The organism is Agrobacterium bohemicum (assembly GCF_001562555.1).
GTDB classification, from domain to species: Bacteria; Pseudomonadota; Alphaproteobacteria; order Rhizobiales; family Rhizobiaceae; genus Agrobacterium; species Agrobacterium bohemicum.
Window position 1 is genome coordinate 131,333 of sequence record NZ_KQ961031.1, and the last position, 25,040, is coordinate 156,372.

Genomic DNA, 25,040 nt, shown 5'->3' on the forward strand with positions numbered 1-25,040 from the left:
CAAGGGGGGAGATCAGCAAGACGCCCGCTCTTCGCTTCATCCGCAACGCCTGAGACGGACGAGCGGGTAACCACATGTCAATCTCCCCCCTTGAGGGGGAGATGCCCGGCAGGGCAGAGGGGGGTAAGCGGCACCCTCCACCGCATCATAACTATTGCCCGTCCTCAAAAACAGAAAAACCCTACCGCCACTCGCTTCCTCATTCTTTGCGCCATCTTCCTCGCCACCCTCTCCACTGCCCACGCCCAGTCGCCGCTCGGCATCGGCTCGGCAGAGCCATCCATCTCCATCGGTGGACCGCTCGCCCCCCTCTTCCAGTGGATCAATGTCCATCAGCAATCCTTCTACCGCGCCTTGACCGGCGCGCTGAAAGCCATGCGGGAAGACCCGTGGGCGCTGACCTCGCTGATCGGTCTGTCCTTTGCCTATGGCGTGTTCCACGCCGCCGGCCCCGGCCACGGCAAGGCGGTCATTTCGTCCTATATGATTGCCAACGAGACGCAGCTGAAACGCGGCATCGTCATCTCCTTCATTTCAGCGGTACTGCAAGGCGCAGTCGCCATCGCTCTGGTGGGCGCTGCCTATCTGGTGCTGCGCGGCACCTCGATCACCATGACCAAGGCAACGCAGGCGATGGAAATCGCCAGCTTCGCCATGGTCGCCCTGTTCGGCGCATGGCTTTTGTTTCGCAAGCTCCGCAGCCTCATGGTGAAGGTCGAACCCGCGCCAGCGCTGGCCGTTGCCGGCCCCTCGCCCGTCGCAGTTGGACCCGTAAGAACAGGAATGGGAACCGGCCTTCGCTTCCAAGGCAAACCCGTCTTCGCCGATCATGCCCAGAGCGGCAGCGGCGACCTCTGCACCACCTGCGGCAACGCCCACGCGCCGGACCCATCCATACTGCGCGCAAAAGATTTCAGCCTGCATGAAGCATGGTCGGCCATCATCGCCGTTGGCCTTCGCCCCTGCTCCGGCGCGATCATCGTCATGAGCTTTTCCGTGCTGAACGGCCTGCTGATGGGCGGCGTCCTCTCGGTCCTCGCAATGTCCATCGGCACCGCCATCACCGTCTCGCTCCTGGCCTGCCTCGCCGTCAAAGCAAAAGACATAGCCGTCCGCTTCGCCGGCACCGGCAGCACCAAGGCATCACGCATCACCCATGGCATAGAGATCGCGGGTGCCGTGTTCGTGCTGCTGATGGGGCTTGGCTTGCTGGGTGCATCATTGCAGGTTTGAGGCAAGCCCTTAGATCATATCCGGTCGCATGAAGGCGCTCACGTTTCCGATTCCGCTCTCAGTGAGCTTTTCGGCAAGAGCGATGCGCTCACTGGCACCGTTGGCACGGATATAATTAAGCTCGGCAGCTGTGATGACAGTGAGGGGAATGATCCTTACCGGTGAAAGCGGCATATCGGTTATCTCGGTCGCAAAATCCGGCTGTGGCGCGCCGAGCAGAATGCCGATGCAGTCATCGTCGGTGATGAAGCGTTTCGGCACCTGCATCTGGACGGCATCGGAGTGGCTTACGCCTGGCACTTCAATAGACAGCACCGTGTAGCGGTCCAGCTGCTCATTGATACCACCGGCACCTGCTACCGTCCCTGCAACATTCCGGATGATCTCGAACGCCCAGCTTTTTCCGATGCTGCCGATGTCCCCGGCCTGCCCGGCATGCTCAGGGTCGATATCGGGCGTCTCGATAAACAGTTCCAGCTCGAAACCGTTCTCACCGCCCGACACACCGCGAAAAGGATCTGACAGCCCGTCCGTCGCGATAATGATCGTGTTTTTCCGACGCACCACCCGGTAGGCCTGACGCGTCGTTGGCCAATCCGGGCCACCTGTTAATGAAGGGCTGATGAGATGAGCCAGCACATCGGTTTCGACCTGCCCGACGGCTGCCCAGAACCGATCGCGCTTGAGGCAACTTTCCTGGAAAAAATGCTCGTCCCACTGCTCTTCTTCATCAGCAGTCAGCTCCGCCTCAACGACATCTGGATCAGGCGCTTCGGCGTCTTCTTTCGGACGAAACAAGCCGGTGAGGAATTTGACCAGAGCCATGGTGTCCTTTCGGAAAATCTTGGGACGTGCGCCTCAGCGATGACGTCGCTGATAGCGCGCCCGCAGCCAGAAGATCAGAAAGAACGCCAGCACTGCAACCGTATCGAACGCCGCAGCGGCCCAGACGGAATAGTGGTTTGCCAGCCACAACGTAATTGTCGGCATGATGTAAAACAGCAGGCCGAAGCCGAGGAGGATGGCGATAGCGGCGATCATGGCCGAGCTGTTGGTCTTACCGGTCATGCCGTGATCCCTGCGCGGATATCGTCAAGCTTCTGCTTCTGAACACCCTCGTCACCAAAATTATCCGGTGACAGCCACGTCTCGAAAGCCTGCTTTATCACCGGCCATTCACTATCGATCATCGAGAACCAGGCGGTATCGCGGTTGGCCCCCTTCGAGACCATGTGCTGGCGAAACACGCCTTCGAACACGAAGCCATAACGCTTGGCGGTGGCTTTGGAGGCTTCGTTGTCATTGTGGCACTTCCACTCGTAGCGACGATAGCCAAGATCATCGAAAACATGCCGCGCCATCAGATAATGCGCTTCGGTGGCCAGAGGCGAACGCTTCATCTTCACGCCATGGGCAACGGAGCCAACTTCCACCACGCCGTTTTTCGGGTCCGGCCGCATGTAGCTGGCCATGCCCACGACCTCGCCGCTGGCATTCTCAATGAACACCAGCGTCACCCAGCCGAACCCGGCCTGCGCACCGTCGATCCAGTCGCCAAAGGCCTGTGAATTCAGGAACCCATCCTGCGGAAAATATTTCAGCAGGTCGTTGATGCCAAGCCCGCCCAGCCCATCCCAGAGCTTTTCCAGATGCGCTTCACGATCAAACGGGACAGCAGTGACCAACCGACCTTCGAGCGTCACCGGCTGAGGTGCCGGACATCCTTTGAACTGGCTGAGATCGCGCATTCTTTTCCCCGTAAAATAACGGAAAAGATGTACGGTAGGCGGTTGGGAAAGACAACAGCGGATTGCGTTGAGGTTGGAGGGTGCGGCTTACCCCCCTCTGCCCTGCCGGGCATCTCCCCCTCAGGTGGGGAGATTGGCTGGGCGCGCGCTCATCACCAATCCGCAACGCTTAAGATGGGCGAGGGTTCTCAACGAGTTGATCTCCCCCCTTGAGGGGGAGATGTCCGGCAGGACAGAGGGGGGTAAACCACACCCTCCAACCGCTGACGACCTGACGCCATCAAACCTTGGCGGCAGAAACCGTCGCCTCGATATGCTCCACCAGCGCATCCGGCAAGCCAAGGCGACCCGCCAGCAGATCCAGATACCCACGCTCGGCGCGACTATCCGGCTCGATGGTCAGGCGCGAAGCGGTGTAGAGTTCCACCTTCTGCTCTTCGGTCTTGGCAGCAGCCACAAGTGCGTTGATATCCAGCGGGTCGGCCAGTTCCTTTTCGATGAAGGTACTCGCTTCGCTATCAAGCTCGGAGACCTGCACCTTTTCCATGATGCGCGCACGCTCGGCCTCGTCTATGTGGCCATCGGCTTTCGCGGCGGCAATCATGGCCTGCACCAGCGTCAGCGCGAAATTGTTGGAGAGCGTTTCAGACTGCGGGTGAAAGGGGGAGTCCACCGGTGGCGGCAACAGCTCCTGGGTCGGTTGCGGTTGCTGCACAGCCTCTGGCTTCTGGCCGGACTGGTAATTCTTGTAGGCGAGGTAGCCGAGACCGGCGATGGCTGCGATGCCACCGACTGCCGCGGCGTTACCCGCCAGCTTGCGACCGGTCTTGGTGCCAAAAATGGCGGCGGCGATGGCGCCGGCCTTCATCGGATTGTTCTTCGCGATCTGGGTGGCCTGTCCGGCCCGGTCCCGCACGCTTCCCGACAGGCCCGGTACGTTGGAGCCCAGAAATTGGTCTAGAAGCTTTTTCGCGTCGAACATTCAAATCTCCTGTTTGTTGAATATAAACAGGAGATAGGAAGTTAAGGCCGGAATACAAATGGCTGTTACGTTCACGCCGTCGTGAACGCCAACTCTCAGCCGCGCAGCGCTGCCGCTTCGGCTGCAAGCTTGGTGATACCCGCCCAGTCACCAGCCGCGATGAGTTCCTTCGGCGCGACCCAGGAACCACCAACGCAGACGACGTTCGGCAGAGCAAGATAATCCTTGGCGTTCTTCAGCGATACGCTGCCCGTCGGGCAGAACACGACGTCTGCCAAAGGTGAAGATAGAGCCTTGAGGTAAGGTGCGCCACCGGCCTGTTCGGCAGGGAAAAATTTCAGAACCTTGTAGCCCTTGTCACGCAGATGCATGACTTCGCTGGCGGTTGCCGCACCCGGCAGAAGCGGAACCTTGGAACCCTTGGCTGCCTCAAGCACGCTTTTGTTGACGCCGGGGCTGACGATGAAGGTCGAGCCTGCCTTGACGGCGGCCTCGAAATCCTTGGCATTGAGAATGGTGCCTGCGCCCACATGTGCGCCTTCGACCTCGTTGGCCACGGCGCGGATCGCATCGAGTGCTGCCGGTGTGCGCATGGTGATTTCGATGGCTTTCAGGCCACCTTCAACCAGCGCGCGGGCCAGCGGCACGGCGGATGCCACATCTTCGACGATGAGAACGGGCACGACCGGCTGGAGTTTCAGGATAGAAAGCAGCTTTTCGGAATCCTGGGCCATGACGGTGTCTCCTCTATTGAATCGATTGAATTGCGCATTCAATTACCGCGCAAAGCCAGACCTGTCGAGGCAAAATGAAATATTTCAGTTTCATTGCTTTTTCATGACAGTCGCTTGCGCTACGGTGCCTGAAAATCAGGCAGGGCGTTGAATGGCAAAAGAAATCGAACGCAAGTTTCTGGTGGCAGACGAAAGCTGGCGCGAGGAAATAGTCACACGGACCCGGTTTCGTCAGGGCTATATCGTCTCGCTGGACGACCGCTCGGTTCGGGTGCGGATCAAGGGCGATGACGCCGCAACGCTTACCATCAAGATCGGCGTTGGCGTTCTGGTGCGGGACGAATATGAATATGACATTCCGGTTGCCGACGCCGAAGAATTGTTGAGTTCAGCCCCCGGCTTCATCATCGAAAAAATCCGCTACACCGTCGAGCATGAGGGCTTTGTGTGGGAGGTCGACGTTTTCGATGGTCTCTACAGAGGCCTTGTCGTGGCCGAGGTGGAGTTGAGCGCTGAGACCGACCAGCCAGCGCTACCCGCCTGGATCGGTGAGGAAGTCACCGGCGACCACCGTTATTCCAACCAGCATCTGGCGACAGACGACCTCAGCACCGAGCTATGCTATGTCATTCAGGATTGATCCGAAAAAAACCTTCGCTGAAGAACTGCAACGGGTCGGTGTCGAACTGATCGATGACGCGATCGCCGCCTTGTCGCAGCAGCCCGATGGCCCGCATGCCGCCGTGCATGGTGCCCGCAAAAAATTCAAGCGACTGCGCGCCCTTTACCGCTTCGTGGCACCTGAAGAACCAAAATTCCGCAAAGCTGAAAACATTCGCTTTCGCGATATTGCCCGCTCGCTGTCACAGGCCCGCGAAGCCGCAGCACTTGTGGAAACGATCCACTACCTTCAGCAATTCAGCCGTTCCGAGGCCGAAAACCAGGCACTGGCATCCGCTAATGCCGAGCTGACGGAGCGACGCGATGCGATGACCAGCGAAGATGGCGACCTGTCCGCCCGCATTGCGGACGCCCTGATGGAATGCGAAAAGGGTAAACACGCCCTCATGCAGCTTTCCTTGCCGTCGGGCAAAAAGATTGCAACAAAGCTCGTCAAAAAGACATGGCGCAAGCAGCGTGAGAAGGCGCTCCACGCCCTCGGCCAATGTCACGCGCAGGCCCATGACGAGGACTTTCACGATCTGCGCAAGAGCGGACAGGTGTACTGGATTCATCTGGCGCTGATGCGCAAAATCTGGCCATCCGCCATGCGGGCCAAGAAGGTCGATGCCAAGCGGCTGGTCGATCTGCTGGGCCACGAGCATGACCTTTCGGTGCTGGCAGCCTTTGCCGATCATGAGCCGAAGCGGTTCACCGCTGGTGACACTTTGCCGCTTCTGCTGGAAGCAGTCACCCACCGCCAGCAGGCCTTGCGTCGGGAATGTCTCGATCTGGCCGATCAGGTTTTTGCCGAATCCGCCAAAACCGAGAGCCGCATCGTCGGCCTCCTGTGGGAAGACGCTGCGATTTAAGCGGTTTTGACAAATCTCAAAACTTCACCGCAAGCCGCACGCCTCAGCGAAATATGATTGCGCAAAAGCCGATCTGGCTGTATTTCAGCCGGCATGACCGACACCTCTACCCTACCCCGCCCGGAAGCCGCCGGAGAATTTCTCGTGGCAGCGCTGTATCATTTCGCCCGCTTTGCGCGGTTTGAAAGCGTGCGCGAGCCGCTGTTTACGCTCTGCCAGCAAAACGGCGTCAAAGGCACGCTGCTTCTGGCCGCCGAAGGCATCAACGGCACCATCGCCGGAACAGATGAGGGCGTCGGCAATGTTTTGGCCTATCTTCGCGCCCAGCCGGAATTCACAAACCTGGAGCACAAGGAAAGCCGCGCGTCCAAGATGCCCTTCGTGCGAATGAAGGTGAAGCTGAAGCAGGAAATCGTCACCATGGGCGTGCCGGATATCGATCCGAACCAGATCGTCGGCACCTATGTCGACCCGAAGGACTGGAACGACCTGATCTCCGATCCTGACACCATCCTCATCGATACCCGCAATGACTACGAGACCGCCATCGGCGTCTTCAAGGGCGCGGTCGATCCGCAGACCAAGACCTTCCGCGAGTTTCCAGACTGGATGAAGAACAATCCCGGCCTGCACAACAAGCCCAAGATCGCCATGTATTGCACCGGCGGCATCCGCTGCGAAAAAGCCACCGCCTTCATGAAGGATCAGGGCTTTGACGAGGTCTACCACCTCAAGGGCGGCATTCTGAAATATCTGGAAGAGGTGCCGGAAGAAGAAAGCCTGTGGGAAGGCGCCTGTTTCGTGTTCGATGAGCGCGTGTCCGTGGTTCACGGTCTGGCCGAGGGCGACCACAAACTCTGCCACGCCTGCCGCAACCCGATCACCCCGGACGTCCGCCTGTCGCCAAAGTTCGAAGAAGGCGTCTCCTGCCCCAGCTGCTACGACGATCGCACCGAAGAAGACCGGACCCGCTTCCGCAATCGCCAGAGACAGATCGATCTGGCGAAGAAGCGCGGTGAGAAGCATATTGGACGGTAAGCGATGGGGTTGGGCCTCTTCGCCACCGCGATCTATCCGCCGTCTATAGCAGTTCTGCCGTCTCCCACCCTCTGCGCCATCATCCTCGGGCTTCACCCGAGGATCTGACCACGGTCAATGTTGGGGTTCGTTGGATCCTCGGGTCAAGCCCGAGGATGACGGTGTGTCGTAAGTTGACGTCACAATTTACGTGGACGTCATACAGAACACAAAACCTCAAGAAACCCTGCGCTGCTCCACCGGCGCATCCTGCGCGTCCAGCAACTGCGCAATCTCCTCGGCTGGGACCGGCCTTGAAAACAGATAGCCCTGTAATTCATCGCAGCCGCACAGCTGGAGAATGGCGGCCTGATCTTCGGTTTCGATGCCCTCTGCGGTGACGGGAATGCCGAGCGAACGGGCGAGTGCTACGGTTGCCGTCAGCATTTCCAGCGAGCGACCGCCTTCATCCAGTGCCACGACCAGCGACTTGTCGATCTTCATGCGGTTGAAGCCGAAGCGGCGCAGATAGCCTATGCTGGCGAAGCCGGAGCCGAAATCATCCAGCGCAATGCTGACGCCGATCTGCTTCAGCTTCTCGATGGCTGTGCCTGCCCGTTCTGGATGGTGGATGAAATAGCCCTCGGTCATCTCGAGCATCACACGTGAAGGTGGGATGTCGTTTTCGGCGAGGATGGACATGACTTGGGCGGCGAAGCCGGGGTTTCTGAACTGAACCGGCGAAATGTTGACGGCAAGCTTCACAGCCGACCATTCAGCCGCTTCGTGACAAGCCTTGCGCAGAACCGAAAGGCCAAGCTGGTCGATCAGCCCGCTGCTTTCGGCGGCCGGAATGAAAATGTCGGGCGAAATAGGCCCATAACCGGCGCGGTTCCAGCGTGCCAAGGCTTCCACGCCGGTAATACGGCGGGTCAGCGTATTGACGACGGGTTGGAAGACAACCTTGATCTCGTCGTTCTCGATGGCGTATTTCAAATCCGCTTCAAGCTGGTTCTTTTCTTCACGGCGCGTGTCCATGTGCGGCTCATAGGCCATGTAGCGTCCGCGTCCGCTCCCCTTGGCCTCATACATGGCCATATCGGCACGTCGCAAAAGCTCCTCGCCATCGAGATCGCCCCCCTTCGCTACCGCCGTTCCGATGCTGCATCCAATCGAGGCGACACGGTCGCCGATCATGAAGGGTTCGGAAAACAGCGCCAGCAGATCGTCGCACAGCTTGCGCCCTTCGATACGCGCCTCAGGACCCTGTACCGCAATAGCAAATTCGTCACCGCCCAGACGCGCCACCAACTTGTCGGCAGCCAGCACTTGCAATGCCGCAGCGACACCCTTGATCAACAGATCGCCCACGCCATGACCGAAGGAATCGTTGACCTCCTTGAAGCCATCAAGATCCAGATAGATCAGCTTGACGTAGGAATTATCCTCCTGCGAACAGTCCAGCAGCTGCTTCAGCCCCAGGAAGAGACCGGGGCGGTTGTTCAGCCCGCTCAAACGGTCACGCAGCAATTGGCGGCGGGCCCATGTCTCATCGCTTTTCATCTTTTTCAGCGCCGTACTGCCAATGGCCACAAGCGCCAGGAAAAACATCAGCGTGATCGCAATTGCAACCAGCACCCGCGGGCGAACCTCCGCCAGACTGACATCACCCGGCATCTGCGAGCGCCAGGTCATGTTGGCCAGCACATCGCCTAATGGATTGGTGATGCTGACGAAATAAGCCAGCTGGGCATCTGGGGGCTGGAGAGAAAGACCGTTGACGACATAGGTATGCGCCAGGCTCTCGACTTTGTCGTTCGTAAGGTGACGCGCGAAGATCAGATATCGCCTTGCCGCTTCCGGGACGCTCAACAAGCCGGATTTGTTGCGCACAAGACTAACGCCCACGGCTGCAATGCCATCCTGCGTTTTCAGGAAGCCGGACGCCTCGGGTGGTTCCCCGGAGGGTGCGGAGCGTGCCTTTTTCACCAGCTCCGAAAGCCCATTACCGAAATAGTCGGACAGCGACCATTCGACGGGCGTACCGTCGCGATAAGCCATCAAGATCTGATCATCGATGTCGATGAGGACAGCCGTGTCGAACAGATCACTGTTGACGGTCATGTCACCATAATTGCTGATGAGCCATCCCAGCCCGTCAGGGGCATAGGCAAATCGTGCAGCATCGTCCCAGGCCGAGTAATCGTTGAGCGTTGCGGTCAACTGGTTGAGGAAGGTGGAGAGGGCGCCGGATGTCGTTTCCTGAGAGCGCTGTTCATCGAGAGCGTTGGTGTTCTTGGCGACATCGCCCAGCGCGGAAAGAATGAGAACGGTGACGATGACGACGACGATGGCAAGCGCAGACAAAACCCCTGCCACGGCGGTGCTCCGGCCGACCGACAGTATTCTGGCATGCTTAAGCGACATCTTGCAGCATCTTTTTTCCTCTAAAGGCTGCATATTCGGTCGGAACTCTTCAAAAGGTATTAAAATACCTCGGCGTCTTGTCCCCAATTGTAACGCGCATGAGGCAAACGCCGCAACGTTTCAGTTTAGGGCTAACCGAACGTAAAAAAACCTCCCCCGTCTGGACGGGAGAGGCTGAAAAAGGCCGGTAAAAGTGCTGCTTACCAGGACGGAATGACCGTGCCGTTGTACTTTTCAAGAATGAAGGTCTTCACTTCCGGGCTCTGGTAGGATTCGACCAGAGTCTTGACCCAAGGCTTGTCCTTGTCCTGTGCGCGCACGGCGATGACGTTGGCGTAAGGAGACTTTTCGCTTTCGATGGCGATGGAATCCTTCTTCGGGTTGAGACCAGCGGCTGTCGCATAGTTTGTGTTGATGACCGAGGCGTCGGTATCGTCCAGCGAGCGCGGCAACTGGGCAGCGTCAAGCTCAACGATCTGGATGTTCTTCGGGTTTTCGGTGATGTCGGCAGGCGTGACCTTCAGGCCAACATCCGGATTGACCTTGAGAACGCCCTTGGAGGCCAGAACCAGCAAAGCGCGGCCGCCATTGGTCGGGTCGTTCGGAATGCCGACGGTTGCGCCGTCCTTCAGCTCGTCAAGGCTCTTCACCTTCTTGGAGTAAACGCCCATCGGTGTGGTGATGGTGGTGCCGACGCTGACGAGATCGAACTTGCGGTCTGCGACCTGATTGTCGAGGTACGGCTGGTGCTGGAAGGAATTGGCCTGAAGTTCGCCATCCGCCAGCGCCTGATTGGGCACGACATAGTCGGAGAATTCGAGGATTTCGAGGTCGAGACCCTTGGTGGCTGCAACCTTCTTCACCTGCTCCATGATCTGCGCGTGTTCGGCAGGGGTGACGCCGATCTTGATGGTTTCAGCCAGTGCGCTGCCTGCGAACAGGGCAGCGAGCGAAGCCGCGATAATGAGTTTTTTCATGGGTGTCTCCTGCGTTTGTTATTGTAAAGAAAAGGAAATCAGTTTTTACGGTTGCGCTTGTCGAAGCTGCGGGCCAGCGCATCCCCTGCGCTTTGCACGATCTGAACAAGCACGATGAGAACGACGACGACGACCAGCATCACGTCAGGCATGAAGCGCTGGTAGCCATAGCGAATGCCCAGATCCCCCAGCCCACCGCCACCGACAGCACCGACCATGGCCGAGTAGCCAATGAGGCTGACCAGCGTCAGCGTCAGCGCGAGCGTGATGCCGGGCCTGGCTTCGGCCAGCAGCACCTTGGTGACGATCTGGAGCGGTGTCGCGCCCATGGCACGGGCCGCTTCAATCAATCCCTTGTCCACCTCACGGATTGCCGCTTCCACCAGCCGCGCCACGAAAGGAACGGTTGCCACCGTCAGCGGCACGATGGCGGCAGAAGTGCCGATGGAGGTGCCAGCAACCAGCCGGGTGAACGGGATGATGGCGACCACGAGAATGATGAACGGCGTGGAGCGAGCGGCATTGACGATGAGGCCGATGACGCGGTTGACCATGGGCGCTTCGAACAGCTCACCCTTGCCGCTGGTAGCGAGGAAAATGCCGATGGGCAGGCCAAGCAGCGAACCGACGAGGCCGGAAACCGCGACCATATGGAGCGTCTGGATCAAACCCTTCCAGAGAACAGCAAAGAGCATATCAGGCGACATAACCGAGGACCTCCGTGGTCAGGCCGGTATCGGCATAGAAACTATTGGCACGGGCCGTGACCTCTGGCGTTGCCGGATAGGACACCACCAGCGAGCCGAAGGGCTGGCCGGAGATTTCCTCGATGGTGCCAGCGAGAATGTTCACGTCAGGGCCGATTTCCGCAACCAGCCGCGCCGTGAGCGGCTGAAACGCAGTGTCGCCGAAGAAGACGAGACGCACCAGCACGCGGTCGCCGGGCACTGCATCTGGCTTCAAACCGGACGTGACCCAATGCGGCAGCTTCACGCCGACGGCTGAAGACAGCAGGCTGCGGGTTGTTTCATGACGCGGATTGGTGAAGATGTCGAAAGTGGTGCCTTGCTCGACGATCAGTCCCTTGTCGATGACCGCCACTTGGCTGGCAATGGTTTTCACCACCTCCATCTCATGGGTGATGAGCAGCACGGTAAGGCCGAGTTCGGCATTGATCTTTTTCAGCAGTTCCAGAATGGACTGCGTGGTCTCCGGGTCAAGTGCGGACGTGGCTTCGTCAGACAGCAGCAGCTTCGGCTCGGTGGCCAGCGCACGGGCAATGCCGACGCGTTGCTTCTGACCACCCGAGAGTTCTGCAGGATAACGGTTGGCCTTATCGCCCAGTCCGACCAGATCGAGCAGCGGCCCGACCTTGCGGCTGATCTCGGCGCGCGATACGCCAGCGATTTCCAGCGGCAAAGCGACGTTGTCGTAAGCCGTGCGGGAGGACAAAAGGTTGAAGTGCTGGAAAATCATGCCGACCGAGCGGCGCAGGGTGCGAAGACCCGCCTCATCCAGTGCCCCGACATCCACACCATCGACGGCAACCTTGCCAGAGCTTAAACGCTCCAGCCCGTTGACGAGGCGGATGAGGGTAGACTTGCCCGCACCTGAACGGCCAATGATGCCGGAAATCGAGCCTCTGGGGACAATGTAATCGACACCGGCAAGGGCTGTGAATGATGTCTGTCTCCGAGGATCGCCAAAGGTCTTGGTCACGGCGTCGAACACGACCATCGGGTCGCTACTCCCTGGACCGGCGGGTACGGGACTGGCCGCTAAATTGTGTCGTGTCATAAAATGCTCTTCGAATGGAATCTGTTAGGTCGAGACCCGGCGGCGGGAAAAGCCGCTCTTCATGCTGCCGTGAGGCACATTCGACAACGGAAAATGTTCCGGAGCATTAAATTCAACTTTCCTTGGAAAAGCCGGGGTCGGCTTTGTGTATCGCAAACATGCCTGTCTGCGATACGATTTTATAGGTATGATTTTTCAATTATTAGCGAGCGCTGGAAAAATCGACCCAATTCCTGAAGAAGGGTTACTTCACCTCGGTAACGAACTCTTCCAGCGGGCGGCGAACCTTCTTGAGGTTGACCAGCCAGTCGCCTTCTTCCTGACGATAACCGAGCGGCAGGATGACCGCAGAGCGCAGGCCCTTTTCGCGAAGGCCGAGGATTTCGTCCAGCTTGGCCGGATCGAAGCCTTCCATCGGTGTGGAGTCCACACCCTCGAAAGCAGCCTGTGCGACAGCCATGCCGAACGCAATATAGGCCTGACGCGCAGCATGCTGGAAATTCACTTCGGCATCACGCTGTGGGTAGGACGACAGCAGAGACTGGCGGTACTTTTCCCAGCCTTCGTTCTTGAAGCCACGTTCGTCATTGGTGAGATCGAACATGTGGTTGATGCGGTCTGCGGTGTAGTTATCCCAGGCAGCGAACACCAGAAGATGCGAGCCCTCGGTCACCTGCGCCTGGTTCCAGGAAATCTCCTGAATCTTGGCGCGTGTTTCCGGGTTGGTGACGACGATGATTTCGAAAGGCTGCAAGCCGCTCGATGTCGGGGCCAGACGCGCTGCCTCGATGATGCGGTCGACCTTGTCCTGCGAAACGGACTTGGATGGGTCCATTTTCTTGGTGGCATAACGCCAGTTCAATTTCTCGATCAGCATAAAAATCTCCTTGGGACAGCCACTCATGTCATGGCACGCATGCGCCGCGCCGGGCTCTCCGTAAAACCCACCGAACATAGGTCATGTTGCGCCGCACACAAGAAGGCACAGAGAAGTAACCAAGCAAAATCCGCTCCGGCCCGCTTTATGAAAAAAGCAGGCCGGAGGGATGATGAATGTCCGGCAAATGCGTGTTGCATTGGCAGGTATGGTAAAGGTCTTGGCATTTGCCGGACCCGTTACAACAGCATTGTCACAATACCTATCGGAACGCCCGGTCCCTTGCCTGGCCAATGGCAAGAGGTGGGTCCACGGAAACGACCCTCTTTTGGAGATGCCGCTTGTCGATACCGGCTTTTGAACCGTGGAGGTGCCGCGCGTTGCACCCCTTTGCTTCGAAAGCACGGGGATTATGCTGGAGGGTTGGATGGCGTGGAGAAAAAATAAAAAATATTTTTTGCCGTTTTAGCGACAGCAATGGATTGAAAACGAACGTAGACGCTGGCGATGCAACGAACGGCACCACGCCCCCACCGCCGTCACCCTCGGGCTTGACCCGAGGGTCTATCCACGTCTCGGTTTTGGCAACGTGGTTGGATCCTCGGGACAAGCCCGAGGATGATGTCGAGGGTGACGGAATCGCCTGCCACGAGGGCAGGCGATGCCACTAGACGTAACGGTTGACCACGTTTTCCAGATATTCCTGACGGCCGGACTTTGGCTCTGGATTGATGTTGTCGCGCTCGACCATCGCCGCGATCTCATCCAGCTTCACCTCGCCGCGCAAAAGCTTCTGTGCGTCAGCCGAATCCCACTTGGCGTAGCGGTCCGCCAGCGGCTGCGACAGGGCCTTGTCTTCGACCATCTTGGCCGCAGCCTTGAGGCCACGGGCGCAGCAATCCATGCCGCCGATGTGACCGATCAGTAGATCGGCTGGATCGAGCGACTGACGGCGCAGCTTCGAATCGAAGTTGGTGCCACCATTCTTGAACCCGCCGCCATCAAGCACGTGGTAATAGGCCAGCGCCATTTCCGGCACATTGTTGGGGAACTGGTCGGTATCCCAGCCGGACTGGTAATCGTTGCGGTTCATGTCGATGGAGCCGAAAATGCCGAAGGCATTGGCCATGGCCAGCTCATGCTCGAAGGAGTGACCGGCGAGAATGGCGTGGCCCTGCTCGATATTGACCTTCACTTCTTTGTCCAGCCCGTGCTTCTGCAGGAAGGCGTAGACGGTGGCGACGTCGTAGTCATACTGGTGCTTGGTCGGCTCCTGCGGTTTCGGCTCGATCAGGATCGTGCCTTCGAAACCGATCTTGTATTTGTATTCCACCACCAGATTGAGGAAGCGGCCAAGCTGGTCCAGCTCACGCTTCACATCGGTGTTGAGCAGGGTTTCATAGCCTTCACGACCGCCCCACAACACGTAGTTCGCGCCGCCGAGCTTTTTGGTGGCATCCATGCAGGTTTTGACGGTGGCTGCCGAATAGGCGAATACATCCGGGTCGGGGTTGGTGGCGGCACCGGACATGAAGCGGCGGTTGGAGAACAGGTTTGCCGTACCCCACAGAAGCTTGACGCCTGTGTCGGCCTGCTTCTGGCCGAAGTAATCGACGATCTCGTTGAGATTCTTCGTGTTTTCGGCAAAAGTCTTGCCTTCCGGGCGCACGTCGGCGTCGTGGAAGCAGTAGAAGGGCGAGCCGAGCAGCGAGAAGAATTCGAAAGCAACATCCGCCTTCAGCTTGGCCGCCTGCATCGTGTCTTCAAACCATGGACGCTCGAAAGTCTGACCACCGAACGGGTCGCCGCCCGGCCATGTGAAGGTGTGCCAGTAGGCCACGGCAAAGCGCAAATGATCTTCCATGCGCTTGCCGCCGACGATTTCATCGGGGTTGTAGTGACGGAAGGCCAGCGGGTTGGTGCTATCTGGGCCTTCATATTTGATTTTCTGGATGTCGCCGAAAAAGCCTGTGGTCATGGTTTTCTCCCTAGTTTGGATAGTGGTAAAATGGTGAAAGTGTTCCTGGGTATATTCGCTTGTGTTGGTGGGTGGGGCTTACCCCCCTCTGCCCTGCCGGGCATCTCCCCCACAGGTGGGGAGATCGGTTCGTTGAAACCTCTCGCCCATCTTGAAAGCTGCGGATAGAGCAAGGAGCAAGCGTCTAGCCGATCTCCCTCCTTGTGGGGGAGATGTCCGGCAGGACAGAGGGGGGTGAACCCCACCCGCTGACCATCAATGCGACAACCCTCTGATCGCCGGATAAAGCGCCCGATACCGCCCATAAGCCTCCTCATAGGCATCACCCAGCGCCGCCACCGGCTCGATGGTCTCTTCCGTGTCTGGCTGAGAACACACCGCAACCGGGTCCGCTCCAGTCGCAGCTATCAGCCCCAAGCGCGCCGCGCCGAACGCTGCGCCGAAATCGCCTTCCGCCGGAATATCCACGGGAACACCAAGCGACGTGGCGATCGAAGCCAGCCAGTAGCGCGAGCGCGAGCCGCCGCCGATGGCGGTAACGCGGGAGATGGATGTGCCTGCGGATTTCAGAGCTTCGAGATTGTCTCTGATGGCGAAAGTGACGCCTTCCATGACGGCTTGCGTCAGCGCCTTGCGGTCGCTTTCGTGAGACAGGCCAATGAAGGAACCGCGAATGGCGGCATCATTGTGCGGGGTGCGTTCGCCCGAGAGATAGGGTGCGAAGGTGACGCCTGTCGGTGCCTTCAGCTCATCGCCGAGTTCCGTCGACAGATCGGCAGCGGATTTGGCCGTAATGCCGGAATACCAGTTCAGCGCATCGGTGGCCGACAGGATGACGCCCATCTGGTGCCATGTGTTGGGCAGCGCGTGGCAGAAGGCGTGAACGGCGCTTTCGGGCTTCGGCAGATAGGATGCGTTGGCGGCAAACAGAACACCTGAAGTGCCGAGCGAAACGAAGGCATGGCCTTCCGAGACCGTGCCCATGCCGCAGGCGGACGCGGCATTGTCCCCTGCTCCACCGGCGACGACAACCTTGCCGGAAATGCCCCAGGCGGAGGCAAGTTCCGTGCGCAGCGTTCCGGCCTCATCCGTGCCTTCCACCAGCGACGGCATGTGCTTTTCATCAAGACCGGTGGCTTCGAGAAGTTCGGATGACCATTTGCGCGCGCCGGTATCCAGCCATGATGTGCCAGCCGAGTCCGACATTTCGGAGATGTATTCCCCCGTCAGCCACAGCCGCAGATAATCCTTCGGAAGCAGGACCTTGGCGACCCTGGCAAAAATTTCCGGTTCGTTATTGGCGACCCAGGCCAGTTTCGGCGCGGTAAAGCCGGGGAAAACGATATTGCCGGTGATCTGGCGGAAGCGCGGATCGGCGTCCAGCTTTGCCGCCTCGGCGTAGGAGCGGGTGTCGTTCCACAGAATACAGGGGCGCAGCACATCGCCTGCCGCATCCACCAGCGTTGCGCCGTGCATGTGGCCTGACAGGCCAATGCCTTTGACGGCGGCCAGCTCCTTGGGGTGCTTCGCCTTCAGACCGGCAATCGCCGTTTCCGTGGCGGTGATCCAGTCTGCCGGGTTCTGCTCAGACCATCCATGATGGAGGCGCGAAACATCCAGCGAACCATTGGCCGAACCGATGACGTTTTGATCACCATCGATCAGCAGCGCCTTGACGCCGGATGTTCCCAAATCGAGACCGAGATACATGCTCTTCTCCACTTTCTAAATTGTCATCAGGGAAGATTATCCCTCAAGAATATGTCGATACGGATGCGCTCCTGTGCGTCGATGACGGCAAGCCCATCGGCCCTCGCCTTCAACACCCTGATAGCGCTGCGCACCTCGTGACCTGCGTTCTGGTTCAGCACAGCGTCAAAGATGCCTTCACGCAGGGCATTGGCCGTGTTTTCGTTGAGCTCATGGGCGATGACGCGCGGCGATGACGGCTGGCGCGACGATTTCAGCGCCTTGATGAGCCCGCGATTGCCAGCACCCAGACTGTAAAGTCCCAAAAGCTGCGGATTGGCCTCGAGGCATTGTGCTACCAGTTGCTCCACCGTTTCAGGGTCGTCACGTCCTTCCAGAACCGGCAGCAGGCGCAGATCAGGAAATTCCTCTTCCATGACGGACTGAAACCCGGCCAGCCGCTCACGGTGGTCCTTGACCAGCATGGAGCCTGCGAGAACAGCGACATCGCCACCTTTTTCCGGCAGAAAGCGGCCGATCAGGCTGGCAGCCGTGCGGCCTGCGGCGACGTTATCCACACCGGCAAAATGGTCTCGTCGGGAGCCAGTGATATCGGACACCAGCGTCACGGCCGCAATGCCGCTATCGGCAAGCCGGTCCACCGCCTCCACCACATCCTGCGCATCGATGGCGACGAAGGCGACGCCGGAGGGCTTTTCCAGCCGCGCGACATCAAGCGCCTGGGCGAGTGCCGCCGCATCGAAAGGCGGCACTTCGATGATGCGGATGGATGTGCGCTCGACATAAGACCGCGAGGCCGCAGCCCTCACCTCGGCACGAAGCCCGGCCATGAAGGAATTGTCGTTGTTCGGTAAAATGAAGACCAGCGCATAGCTACGGCCCTTGGCCAGATTGGCAGCGGCGATATCGCGCACGTAACCCAGCTCCAGGATCGCCGTCTCGACCTTGGCACGCGTGACAGCATGCACTCCCGGACGCAGGTTGATCACCCGGTCAACGGTGGCAAGACTAACGCCTGCCTTCGATGCAATATCGTGAACTGTCGGCTTCATGTTTCCTCCCGGAAGATTCCTTAGAGGAGTTTTTGAGGTACGTAAATCAGAAAATGACGTACGTACCTCAGAAATGGGATCGGGTGGGAGTTTTGTTGGCTAATGTTGAGGCTGTGGCTTACCCCCCTCTGCCCTGCCGGGCATCTCCCCCTCAGGTGGGGAGATCGACTCGTGGCAACCTCTTGGCCACCTTTAGCGGTGCGGATGGGTGATGAGCGCGCGTCTAGCCGATCTCCCCCCTTGAGGGGGAGATGCCTGGCAAGGCAGAGGTGGGTAGGCGACACCTTCGACGCTCAATAAACCACCCTAGACAAACGAAAGGGGCCGCCATTTCTGGCGACCCCTCAGCGCTGCGGTGGATGGGTGGAATTAGTGCCCGGCACCCGGTGGAGGCGCGGCTTTGGGTTTCTTGATGAGAACTGTCAGAAAGATCAGGCAGCTGAAAAGAACTGTCAGCGCCAGGAACACATCGGCGAAGGCCTGAAGCCATGCCTGTTGCGAGACGACGCCGACGAGTTTCTTGACGGCGACGGAGGCACCGTCCAGCCCGTAGGAATCGTAGTTGGCGCCGACGCTGTTCAGCCATTCCAACGCTGCGGGATTGCCGTAGTTCACATGCTCGGCGATGCGCACATAGTGGTCATCGGTGCGCTGGCTGAGCAGGGTGTTGATGACCGCGAGGCCAACCGCGCCACCGAGGTTACGGGTAAGGTTGAAGAGACCCGAGGCATTCTTCATGCGTGCTGGTGGCAAGGTGCCAAGCGCGATGTTGTTGATCGGCACCATACACATCATCAGCCCGAAACCGCGCAGGATTTGCGGGATCAGCAGCTCGTAGAAATCCCAATCGGCCGTCACCGACGTCATGATCCACGTACCCGAACCGAAGCTGATGAAGCCGATGGCCATCATGACGCGGGGATCGAGCTTGGTGGAGAGCTTGCCCGCAACCGGAGCGGTGAAGAACATGGCCATGCCTGAGACGAACATCGTCTCGCCGATCATCAGCGCATCGTAACCGCGAATGCGCCCGAGATAGAGCGGGTACATATAGGTCAAGCCGTAAAGTCCGATGCCCATGACGAAAGAAAACAGCGAGCCGATGGAGAAATTCCGGTCCGCAAAGGCTTTCAAATCCACCACGGGGAAATCGACATTGAAGGCGCGCCAGAAGAACACGACGCCGCCGATCGTCATCGCCACTGCACCGATGACGATGTGGGTGTCGTTGAACCAATCGTTGTTGTTGCCCTCTTCCAGGATATATTCCATCGAGCCCAGGAACACGCCCATGGATAAGAGGCCCCACCAGTCGAACTTTTTCCACAGCGGCAGTTCCGGCTTGTCGAAATCGATGAAATTCCACGTCACCAGAGTGACGATGATGCCGGGGATGATGTTGACGAGGAACAGCCAGTGCCAGGAGAAGGCATTCGACAGATAACCACCGACCGTTGGGCCGATGGTGGGGGCCAGCGTTGCCACGAGACCGATGATGGGGGACACCACCGAGCGTTTAGAAGCCGGGAAAATCGTAAAGGCGGCGGCAAATACAGATGGGATCATGCCGCCGCCTATGAAGCCCTGAATGCAGCGGTAGACGATCATCTGATCGATGTTCGTTGCCGTCGCACACAGGGCGCTGGAAATGGTGAAACCTGCGGCACAGGTGGCAAACAGCACCCGTGTCGATAATATTCTGGCAAGGGTACCCGACAGCGGAATCATGATGACTTCCGCAATCAGATAGGATGTCTGCACCCACGCGATCTCATCCGAACCGGCACCGAGACCGGCCTGAATTTCCGCAAGCGATGCCGACACGATCTGAATGTCGAGGATCGACATGAACATGCCGAACACCATCGCGAAGAAGGCGATGAGGCGTCTGCGATCCATCGGAGGATCGATCGCCGCGACGTTTCCGCCTGCCATATTGGCTGTTGCCGCCATGATCTTGGTCCTTATCGAAGATTACTTCGACTGATTTTCTGCCGTGCGCGTATTATCCGGTGCGGTGCGGGTATCGACGTCGACCACCACGCTCAAACCAGCGCGCAACTTGTGCTTGGCGAGATCTTCCTTCGAAAAGACGACCCGAACCGGCACGCGCTGAATGACCTTGGTGAAGTTACCCGTGGCGTTTTCCGGTGGCAGCATCGAAAAGACCGAACCCGACGCTGGCGAGATGGACTGAACGGTGGCTTCGATGTCGTGATCGCCGAAGGCATCCACGTGCACACGCACCTTGGAGCCGGGCGCGATCTTGGCCAACTGCGTTTCCTTGAAATTGGCATCGATATAAAGGTCATCCATCGGCACCAGCGAGGCAAGGCGCTTACCGACCGACAAAAGATCACCGGTCTGAACCGAAAGATTGCCAATCACGCCATCATAAGGCGCGCGCAGCACGGTGAAGGAGAGGTCACGAGCGGCCTTGTCGCGGGAAATTTCAAGCGACTTGACCGAACCTTCGGCTTCCTTGCGCTGCGCCCTCAAGAGATCGATATTCGCCTGAGCGGAAACGACGCCAGCCTGACCGGCAACCAGATTGGCCTTGGCCTGTTCCATGGCGATCTGTGCATTATCCGACGATGCAGCCGTGCCGACATCCTTGGCCTGAAGTTCACTGGCGCGTTTCAGGTTGATATCGGCACCCCGCAATGCGGCGTCCAGAGAGCCCTTCTGGGCAATCGCCTGTGCAAGCGAGGCTTCGGCACCGGCGATCTGCGCATCGATACGATTGAGCGAAAGCTGCTGCGTCTCAAGCTGGGCTTGCGCCTGCTCCAGCGCGTTGCGATAATCGCCGTCATCAAGCGTCACCAGCTCATCGCCAGCCTTGACTTCCTGGTTGGCGACGACATCGACCTTCGTGACATAGCCGGAAACCTTCGGAGAGATAACCGCGATATCGCCCTTCACATAGGCGTCATCCGTCGAAATGAGGAAGCGTCCATCCGTCCAGTACTGGTAGCCATACCAGCCACCGGCAGCCAGAACGGCAATGGCGATAATCGGCAGGACTAGGGATTTGCGCTTCTTCTTTTCCGGCACCGCGTGCTGCACGGGAGCAGCGGTATCCTCTGCCGTCACCGGCTGGCCCTCGTCGGCGAGCACCTTGGTTTCATCTGACGAATTGACTGCACGGACTGCACCGCTCTTTTGGGCCGACATCGGTAACACCATTCACATCTAGAAAAAGAATAAAGTCGAACTGAACCGTTCGGTTCGATTGACTTAATCTTTTTCCTGACACATATCAAGTGCTATCGAACTGGCTGGTTCGATATATTGAATCGAATCTAAACTATTGGGGGATCGAAGCGTGACCGAAGAGAAAAGCATGGACCATATTTGTCCCGCCTCCCCTGCTGGACGCTTTGCCGCGGGTGAAGACCCGGCAAAGCGCGAGCAAATCCTGCACGGCGCATGGCGCGTGTTCAAGGCCAAGGGCTTCGATGCCGCCAGCATGAACGATATTACCCGGGAAGCAGGCGTTTCCAAGGGGACGATCTATGTCTACTTCCAGAACAAGGACGAGCTGTTCGCAGCGTTGATCGACTGGCACCGTGCGGAATTTGCGCTGTCCATGCGTGATATTCTGGCTGGCACGGAAGAGGTGCGTGACGGTCTCTGGCAGTTCGGGGATGCTTTTATTCACAAGGTGACATGCACTGACATGATACCTGCCATGCGCTCAGCGCTTGGCGTCATCGACCGCATGCCCAAGCTTTCGCAACGGTTCTTCGTGGCGGCACCGAACAATGTCCGCGTCGTGCTGCGTGATTTTCTCCAGCATCATGTCGATCAGGGAACGCTGGTTGCTGATGATGTGGACCTTGCAGCCCGCCAGTTCATAGAGCTTGCGACCGGTACATTCTTCAAGATGCGGCTGTTCGGTGAGCTCAACGGAGACGTGCCACCCGAAGACGCCAACCGTGTCCTTTCCAGCGCAATCACCGTATTTATGGCAGCCTATGGAACCAAGAAGGCCTAACCACATTCAGCTTCCGCGTTTCTCGCAATGCGCGCAATATCAAGAAAAAATGGCACGACACATCTGTCACACGCTTGTTTCTCGCGCATTCGAATATAAAACTGTGGTGTTTCGAATTGTCGAAGCCGGATAGCTGAGAAGGAAAACAGGCCCGATGGACTCCATTGTCCCTCTATTGACAGACCCCGCCGCATGGGTGGCGCTCGTCACTCTTATCGTCATGGAGGTCGTGCTTGGCATCGACAACCTGATTTTCATCTCCATCCTGACCAACAAGCTGCCGGAAAACCAGCGTGAAAAGGCCCGCAAGATCGGTATCGGTCTGGCGCTGGTCATGCGTCTCGGATTGCTAGGCACCGTCGCATGGATCGTCCAGCTGACCGAGCCCGTCTTTGAACTCTTCGGTCACGGCTTCTCCTGGAAAGACATCATCCTCATCGTCGGCGGTCTCTTCCTCGTCTGGAAAGCAACCAAGGAAATCCACCACAATGTGGACCCTGAAGACCACAAGGAAGACATGGTTGGCGGCGGTGCTGCCATCAACAGCTTCTCCTCCGCTATCGTGCAAATCCTCATGCTCGACCTGGTCTTCTCCGTCGACAGCATCATCACTGCCGTTGGCATGACCCCACATGTTCCCATCATGGTCGTGGCCGTCGTCTTCGCTGTTACCGTCATGCTGGTAGCTGCGACGCCACTGGCCAACTTCATCGAGAAGAACCCGACCATCGTCATGCTGGCGCTGGCCTTCCTGTTGATGATCGGTACCACGCTGATTGCCGAAGGCATGGGCTTCCACGTGCCGAAGGGCTACGTCTACGCTGCCATGGCATTCTCGGCGCTGGTCGAGGTGCTGAACATGGTCTCGCGAAATGCGCGCAAGAAAAAGAAAGCGCTGCATTAATTTTTTTTCGAACAACGATCTGCCAAAGGCCCGCCCCGTGCGGGCCTTTTCGGTTTTTGAAAGGGCAGAAGAGTTCTTTCCCGGCGTGCAGGAACTGACGGAACGGGCTTGCGTTGTTGCAGACACATCATGCAAGGAAAATCAGCCGCTTCGATTTTTCCGATTCCGAAAGTAAATCCGCCACATGACCATCGAGCAGATCTTAGCCTTCAGCGTGATCGCCGGAATGATGGTCGCCTTCATCATCGACAAGTTCAGATATGACGTCGTGGCGTGCAGCGCGCTGCTGATTGCAGTTGCGCTGGGTGTCGTGCCATTCGACAAGGCGTTTTCCGGTTTCTCCGACGATATCGTCATCATCGTTGCCAGCGCGCTGATCGTCAGCACCTCGGTGGCACGGTCCGGCATCGTCGATACGACAATCAAGAAATACTTCCCGGAGATGCGCTCCAAACATCTGCAACTGGCATTTCTCATGATCGTTGTGGCCGTGATGTCCGCCTTCATCAAGAATATCGGCGCGCTGGCGATCATGATCCCGGTGGCCTTCCAGTTTGCCCGCAAGTCGGGCAGCCCGGTATCCTATTATCTGATGCCGATGGCATTCGCTGCTTTGCTTGGCGGGTTGATGACGCAGATCGGCACCTCGCCAAACATCGTGGTGTCACGCCTGCGCGAGGAAATGACCGGGCAGAGCTTTTCCATGTTCGATTTCACGCCGGTGGGCGCGACGCTTGCCGTGGTCGGAATCGCCTTTCTGACCTTCGGTTACAAGCTGCTTCCGGCCCGCGCCAAGGATAGCACCTCCGTTGAGGACATTTTGGAAGGCGCGAGCTACGCTGCCGAGGCAACGCTTCCCGCCGACAGCCTGATGATCGGCAAGCCGCTGGCGGACCTTTTGAAACAGGCCGATGGCGACGTGATTGCCAACACCATCATTCGCGGTCACCGCCGTGTCTCGCCCTTCCCCGATGTGGTGCTAAAAGCTGGCGATACCATTCTTCTGGAGGGTACATCCGAAGGTCTCGACCGCATTGTTTCCAATGCCAAACTGACGCTTTCCGGCAAGCCCATTACCGAAAATGGCCAGAAAACCGTCGATCTGATTGCCATGGAAGCGGTGATCAGCAATGAATCCCTCTTGAGCGGTCTTTCCGCCCGAGACCTCGCACTCTCCTACACACGCGGCGTCAACCTGATTGCGGTAAGCCGCCGTGGCCACCGGGTGAATGAGCGTCTTGCCGACCTGACGCTGAAGGCTGGCGACGTGATCGTGCTCCAGGGATCACGCAAGAACCTGCCGGGCGTGTTGCGGGAGTTTTCGCTGCTTCCGCTGGCGCAACGGGAAATTCTTCTCGGTACGCAGCGCCGCGCCTTCATCACCGTGCTTATTCTGGCAGCAGCCATGCTTGCCGCCGCCACTGGCGTTGCACCCGTGGCCGTTGCCTTCTTTGCCGCCGCCTTTGCGATGATCCTGCTCGGTGCGATACCGCTCACCGAGGTCTACAAATCCATCGACGGGCCGATCCTCGTCATGCTGGCGGCCCTCATTCCGGTCAGTGACTCCCTGCGCTCCACTGGCGCCAGCGACCTGATTGCCGGATGGCTGGGAACGGCGGCGCAGGGGCTTCCACCCTATGCGGCGCTGGGCATGATCCTGTTGACGGCGATGGCCGTGACGCCCTTCCTCAACAATGCCGCAACGGTGCTGGTGATGGGGCCGATTGCCGCCGGATTTGCAACGACGCTCGGTTTTCGTCCCGAAGCCTTCCTGATGGCGGTGGCTATCGGTGCCGGTTGCGACTTCCTCACCCCCATCGGCCACCAGTGCAACACGCTGGTCATGGGACCGGGCGGTTACAAGTTCAGCGACTATCCGCGTCTTGGGGCTCCGCTTTCCATCATGATCGTCATCGTCTCCATTCCCATGCTGCTCTATGTCTGGCCAGTCTAAAGACCAGTCTAGGAGAGGCCGAAACAACCTAATTTTCTTGACGCCTGCGGCTGAATGTGGCCTAAGCCATGCCAACGGAAACTGTGGAATGGCACCGGATATCGGCGTATTTCTGCTTTTT

General features: G+C 58.4%; 22 protein-coding genes. 7 read left to right on the plus strand and 15 right to left on the minus strand.

The window, feature by feature from the left end; all coding sequences use genetic code 11:
- The first annotated feature begins 201 nt into the window (after positions 1-201).
- Positions 202-1,233 (plus strand): nickel/cobalt transporter, encoded by a 1,032-nt coding sequence (locus ATO67_RS15355; RefSeq protein ID WP_067651386.1) that lies wholly within the window; start codon positions 202-204, stop codon positions 1,231-1,233.
- A gap of 9 nt (positions 1,234-1,242) precedes the next feature.
- On the opposite strand, the gene ATO67_RS15360 is transcribed toward ATO67_RS15355, so the two are convergent.
- The 5 genes from ATO67_RS15360 to ATO67_RS15380 form a co-directional block, all read right to left on the minus strand.
- On the minus strand, positions 1,243-2,058 hold the full coding sequence (locus ATO67_RS15360) for a suppressor of fused domain protein (protein WP_067651042.1): 816 nt from the start codon (positions 2,056-2,058) through the stop codon (positions 1,243-1,245).
- A gap of 33 nt (positions 2,059-2,091) precedes the next feature.
- Positions 2,092-2,301, minus strand: coding sequence for a hypothetical protein (locus tag ATO67_RS15365; RefSeq protein ID WP_067651045.1), 210 nt, complete (start codon positions 2,299-2,301; stop codon positions 2,092-2,094).
- On the minus strand, positions 2,298-2,981 hold the full coding sequence (locus tag ATO67_RS15370) for a GNAT family N-acetyltransferase (RefSeq protein WP_067651049.1): 684 nt from the start codon (positions 2,979-2,981) through the stop codon (positions 2,298-2,300). The genes ATO67_RS15365 and ATO67_RS15370 overlap by 4 nt, the downstream gene beginning before the upstream one ends.
- A 280-nt stretch (positions 2,982-3,261) precedes the next feature.
- A complete protein-coding gene (locus tag ATO67_RS15375) occupies positions 3,262-3,963 on the minus strand; it encodes a tellurite resistance TerB family protein (protein WP_067651052.1) in 702 nt (233 codons plus the stop codon).
- Positions 3,964-4,058: 95 nt separating this feature from the next.
- Positions 4,059-4,697 (minus strand): 2-dehydro-3-deoxy-phosphogluconate aldolase, encoded by a 639-nt coding sequence (locus ATO67_RS15380; RefSeq protein WP_067651054.1) that lies wholly within the window; start codon positions 4,695-4,697, stop codon positions 4,059-4,061.
- Positions 4,698-4,848: 151 nt separating this feature from the next.
- On the opposite strand from ATO67_RS15380, the gene ATO67_RS15385 reads away from it, so the two are divergent.
- The 3 genes from ATO67_RS15385 to trhO all read left to right on the plus strand — a co-directional run bounded on the left by ATO67_RS15385 (position 4,849) and on the right by trhO (position 7,267).
- Positions 4,849-5,337 (plus strand): CYTH domain-containing protein, encoded by a 489-nt coding sequence (locus tag ATO67_RS15385; RefSeq protein WP_067651057.1) that lies wholly within the window; start codon positions 4,849-4,851, stop codon positions 5,335-5,337.
- Positions 5,321-6,229 (plus strand): CHAD domain-containing protein, encoded by a 909-nt coding sequence (locus ATO67_RS15390; RefSeq protein WP_067651059.1) that lies wholly within the window; start codon positions 5,321-5,323, stop codon positions 6,227-6,229. The genes ATO67_RS15385 and ATO67_RS15390 overlap by 17 nt, the downstream gene beginning before the upstream one ends.
- A 93-nt stretch (positions 6,230-6,322) precedes the next feature.
- Positions 6,323-7,267, plus strand: a complete 945-nt coding sequence (gene trhO / locus ATO67_RS15395; protein WP_067651062.1) for an oxygen-dependent tRNA uridine(34) hydroxylase TrhO — start codon at positions 6,323-6,325, stop codon at positions 7,265-7,267.
- A gap of 216 nt (positions 7,268-7,483) precedes the next feature.
- On the opposite strand, the gene ATO67_RS15400 is transcribed toward trhO, so the two are convergent.
- The 10 genes from ATO67_RS15400 to ATO67_RS15450 all read right to left on the minus strand — a co-directional run bounded on the left by ATO67_RS15400 (position 7,484) and on the right by ATO67_RS15450 (position 21,238).
- Positions 7,484-9,673: a bifunctional diguanylate cyclase/phosphodiesterase gene (locus tag ATO67_RS15400; RefSeq protein ID WP_067651065.1), complete on the minus strand. Its 2,190-nt coding sequence runs from the start codon at positions 9,671-9,673 to the stop codon at positions 7,484-7,486.
- 200 nt (positions 9,674-9,873) lie between these two features.
- Positions 9,874-10,650 (minus strand): MetQ/NlpA family ABC transporter substrate-binding protein, encoded by a 777-nt coding sequence (locus ATO67_RS15405; RefSeq protein WP_067651068.1) that lies wholly within the window; start codon positions 10,648-10,650, stop codon positions 9,874-9,876.
- 38 nt (positions 10,651-10,688) lie between these two features.
- On the minus strand, positions 10,689-11,357 hold the full coding sequence (locus tag ATO67_RS15410; protein WP_067651071.1) for a methionine ABC transporter permease: 669 nt from the start codon (positions 11,355-11,357) through the stop codon (positions 10,689-10,691).
- Complete coding sequence (locus ATO67_RS15415) at positions 11,347-12,447, minus strand: methionine ABC transporter ATP-binding protein (protein ID WP_067651074.1); 1,101 nt, start codon at positions 12,445-12,447, stop codon at positions 11,347-11,349. Before ATO67_RS15415 ends, ATO67_RS15410 begins: the two co-directional genes overlap by 11 nt.
- A 244-nt stretch (positions 12,448-12,691) precedes the next feature.
- Positions 12,692-13,324, minus strand: coding sequence for an NAD(P)H-dependent oxidoreductase (locus tag ATO67_RS15420; protein ID WP_067651077.1), 633 nt, complete (start codon positions 13,322-13,324; stop codon positions 12,692-12,694).
- Between the two features lie 667 nt (positions 13,325-13,991).
- The gene (xylA, locus tag ATO67_RS15430) at positions 13,992-15,302 is read right to left on the minus strand and encodes a xylose isomerase (protein ID WP_067651083.1); all 1,311 of its coding nucleotides are present in this window, start codon (positions 15,300-15,302) and stop codon (positions 13,992-13,994) included.
- A gap of 255 nt (positions 15,303-15,557) precedes the next feature.
- Positions 15,558-17,012, minus strand: coding sequence for a xylulokinase (gene xylB / locus ATO67_RS15435; RefSeq protein WP_067651086.1), 1,455 nt, complete (start codon positions 17,010-17,012; stop codon positions 15,558-15,560).
- A 26-nt stretch (positions 17,013-17,038) separates the two neighbouring features.
- Positions 17,039-18,064, minus strand: a complete 1,026-nt coding sequence (locus tag ATO67_RS15440) for a LacI family DNA-binding transcriptional regulator (protein WP_067651090.1) — start codon at positions 18,062-18,064, stop codon at positions 17,039-17,041.
- Positions 18,065-18,433: 369 nt separating this feature from the next.
- The gene (locus ATO67_RS15445) at positions 18,434-20,017 is read right to left on the minus strand and encodes a DHA2 family efflux MFS transporter permease subunit (protein WP_067651093.1); all 1,584 of its coding nucleotides are present in this window, start codon (positions 20,015-20,017) and stop codon (positions 18,434-18,436) included.
- Positions 20,018-20,038: 21 nt separating this feature from the next.
- The gene (locus tag ATO67_RS15450; protein ID WP_067651095.1) at positions 20,039-21,238 is read right to left on the minus strand and encodes an HlyD family secretion protein; all 1,200 of its coding nucleotides are present in this window, start codon (positions 21,236-21,238) and stop codon (positions 20,039-20,041) included.
- Between the two features lie 169 nt (positions 21,239-21,407).
- Between ATO67_RS15450 and ATO67_RS15455 the strand changes: the two genes are divergently transcribed.
- The 3 genes from ATO67_RS15455 to ATO67_RS15465 all read left to right on the plus strand — a co-directional run bounded on the left by ATO67_RS15455 (position 21,408) and on the right by ATO67_RS15465 (position 24,919).
- Entirely contained in the window at positions 21,408-22,061 is a 654-nt protein-coding gene (locus tag ATO67_RS15455) for a TetR/AcrR family transcriptional regulator (RefSeq protein ID WP_067651098.1), read from the plus strand.
- Positions 22,062-22,215: 154 nt separating this feature from the next.
- Entirely contained in the window at positions 22,216-22,965 is a 750-nt protein-coding gene (locus ATO67_RS15460) for a TerC family protein (RefSeq protein WP_067651100.1), read from the plus strand.
- Between the two features lie 184 nt (positions 22,966-23,149).
- On the plus strand, positions 23,150-24,919 hold the full coding sequence (locus ATO67_RS15465; protein ID WP_067651103.1) for an SLC13 family permease: 1,770 nt from the start codon (positions 23,150-23,152) through the stop codon (positions 24,917-24,919).
- Positions 24,920-25,040: the final 121 nt, after the last annotated feature.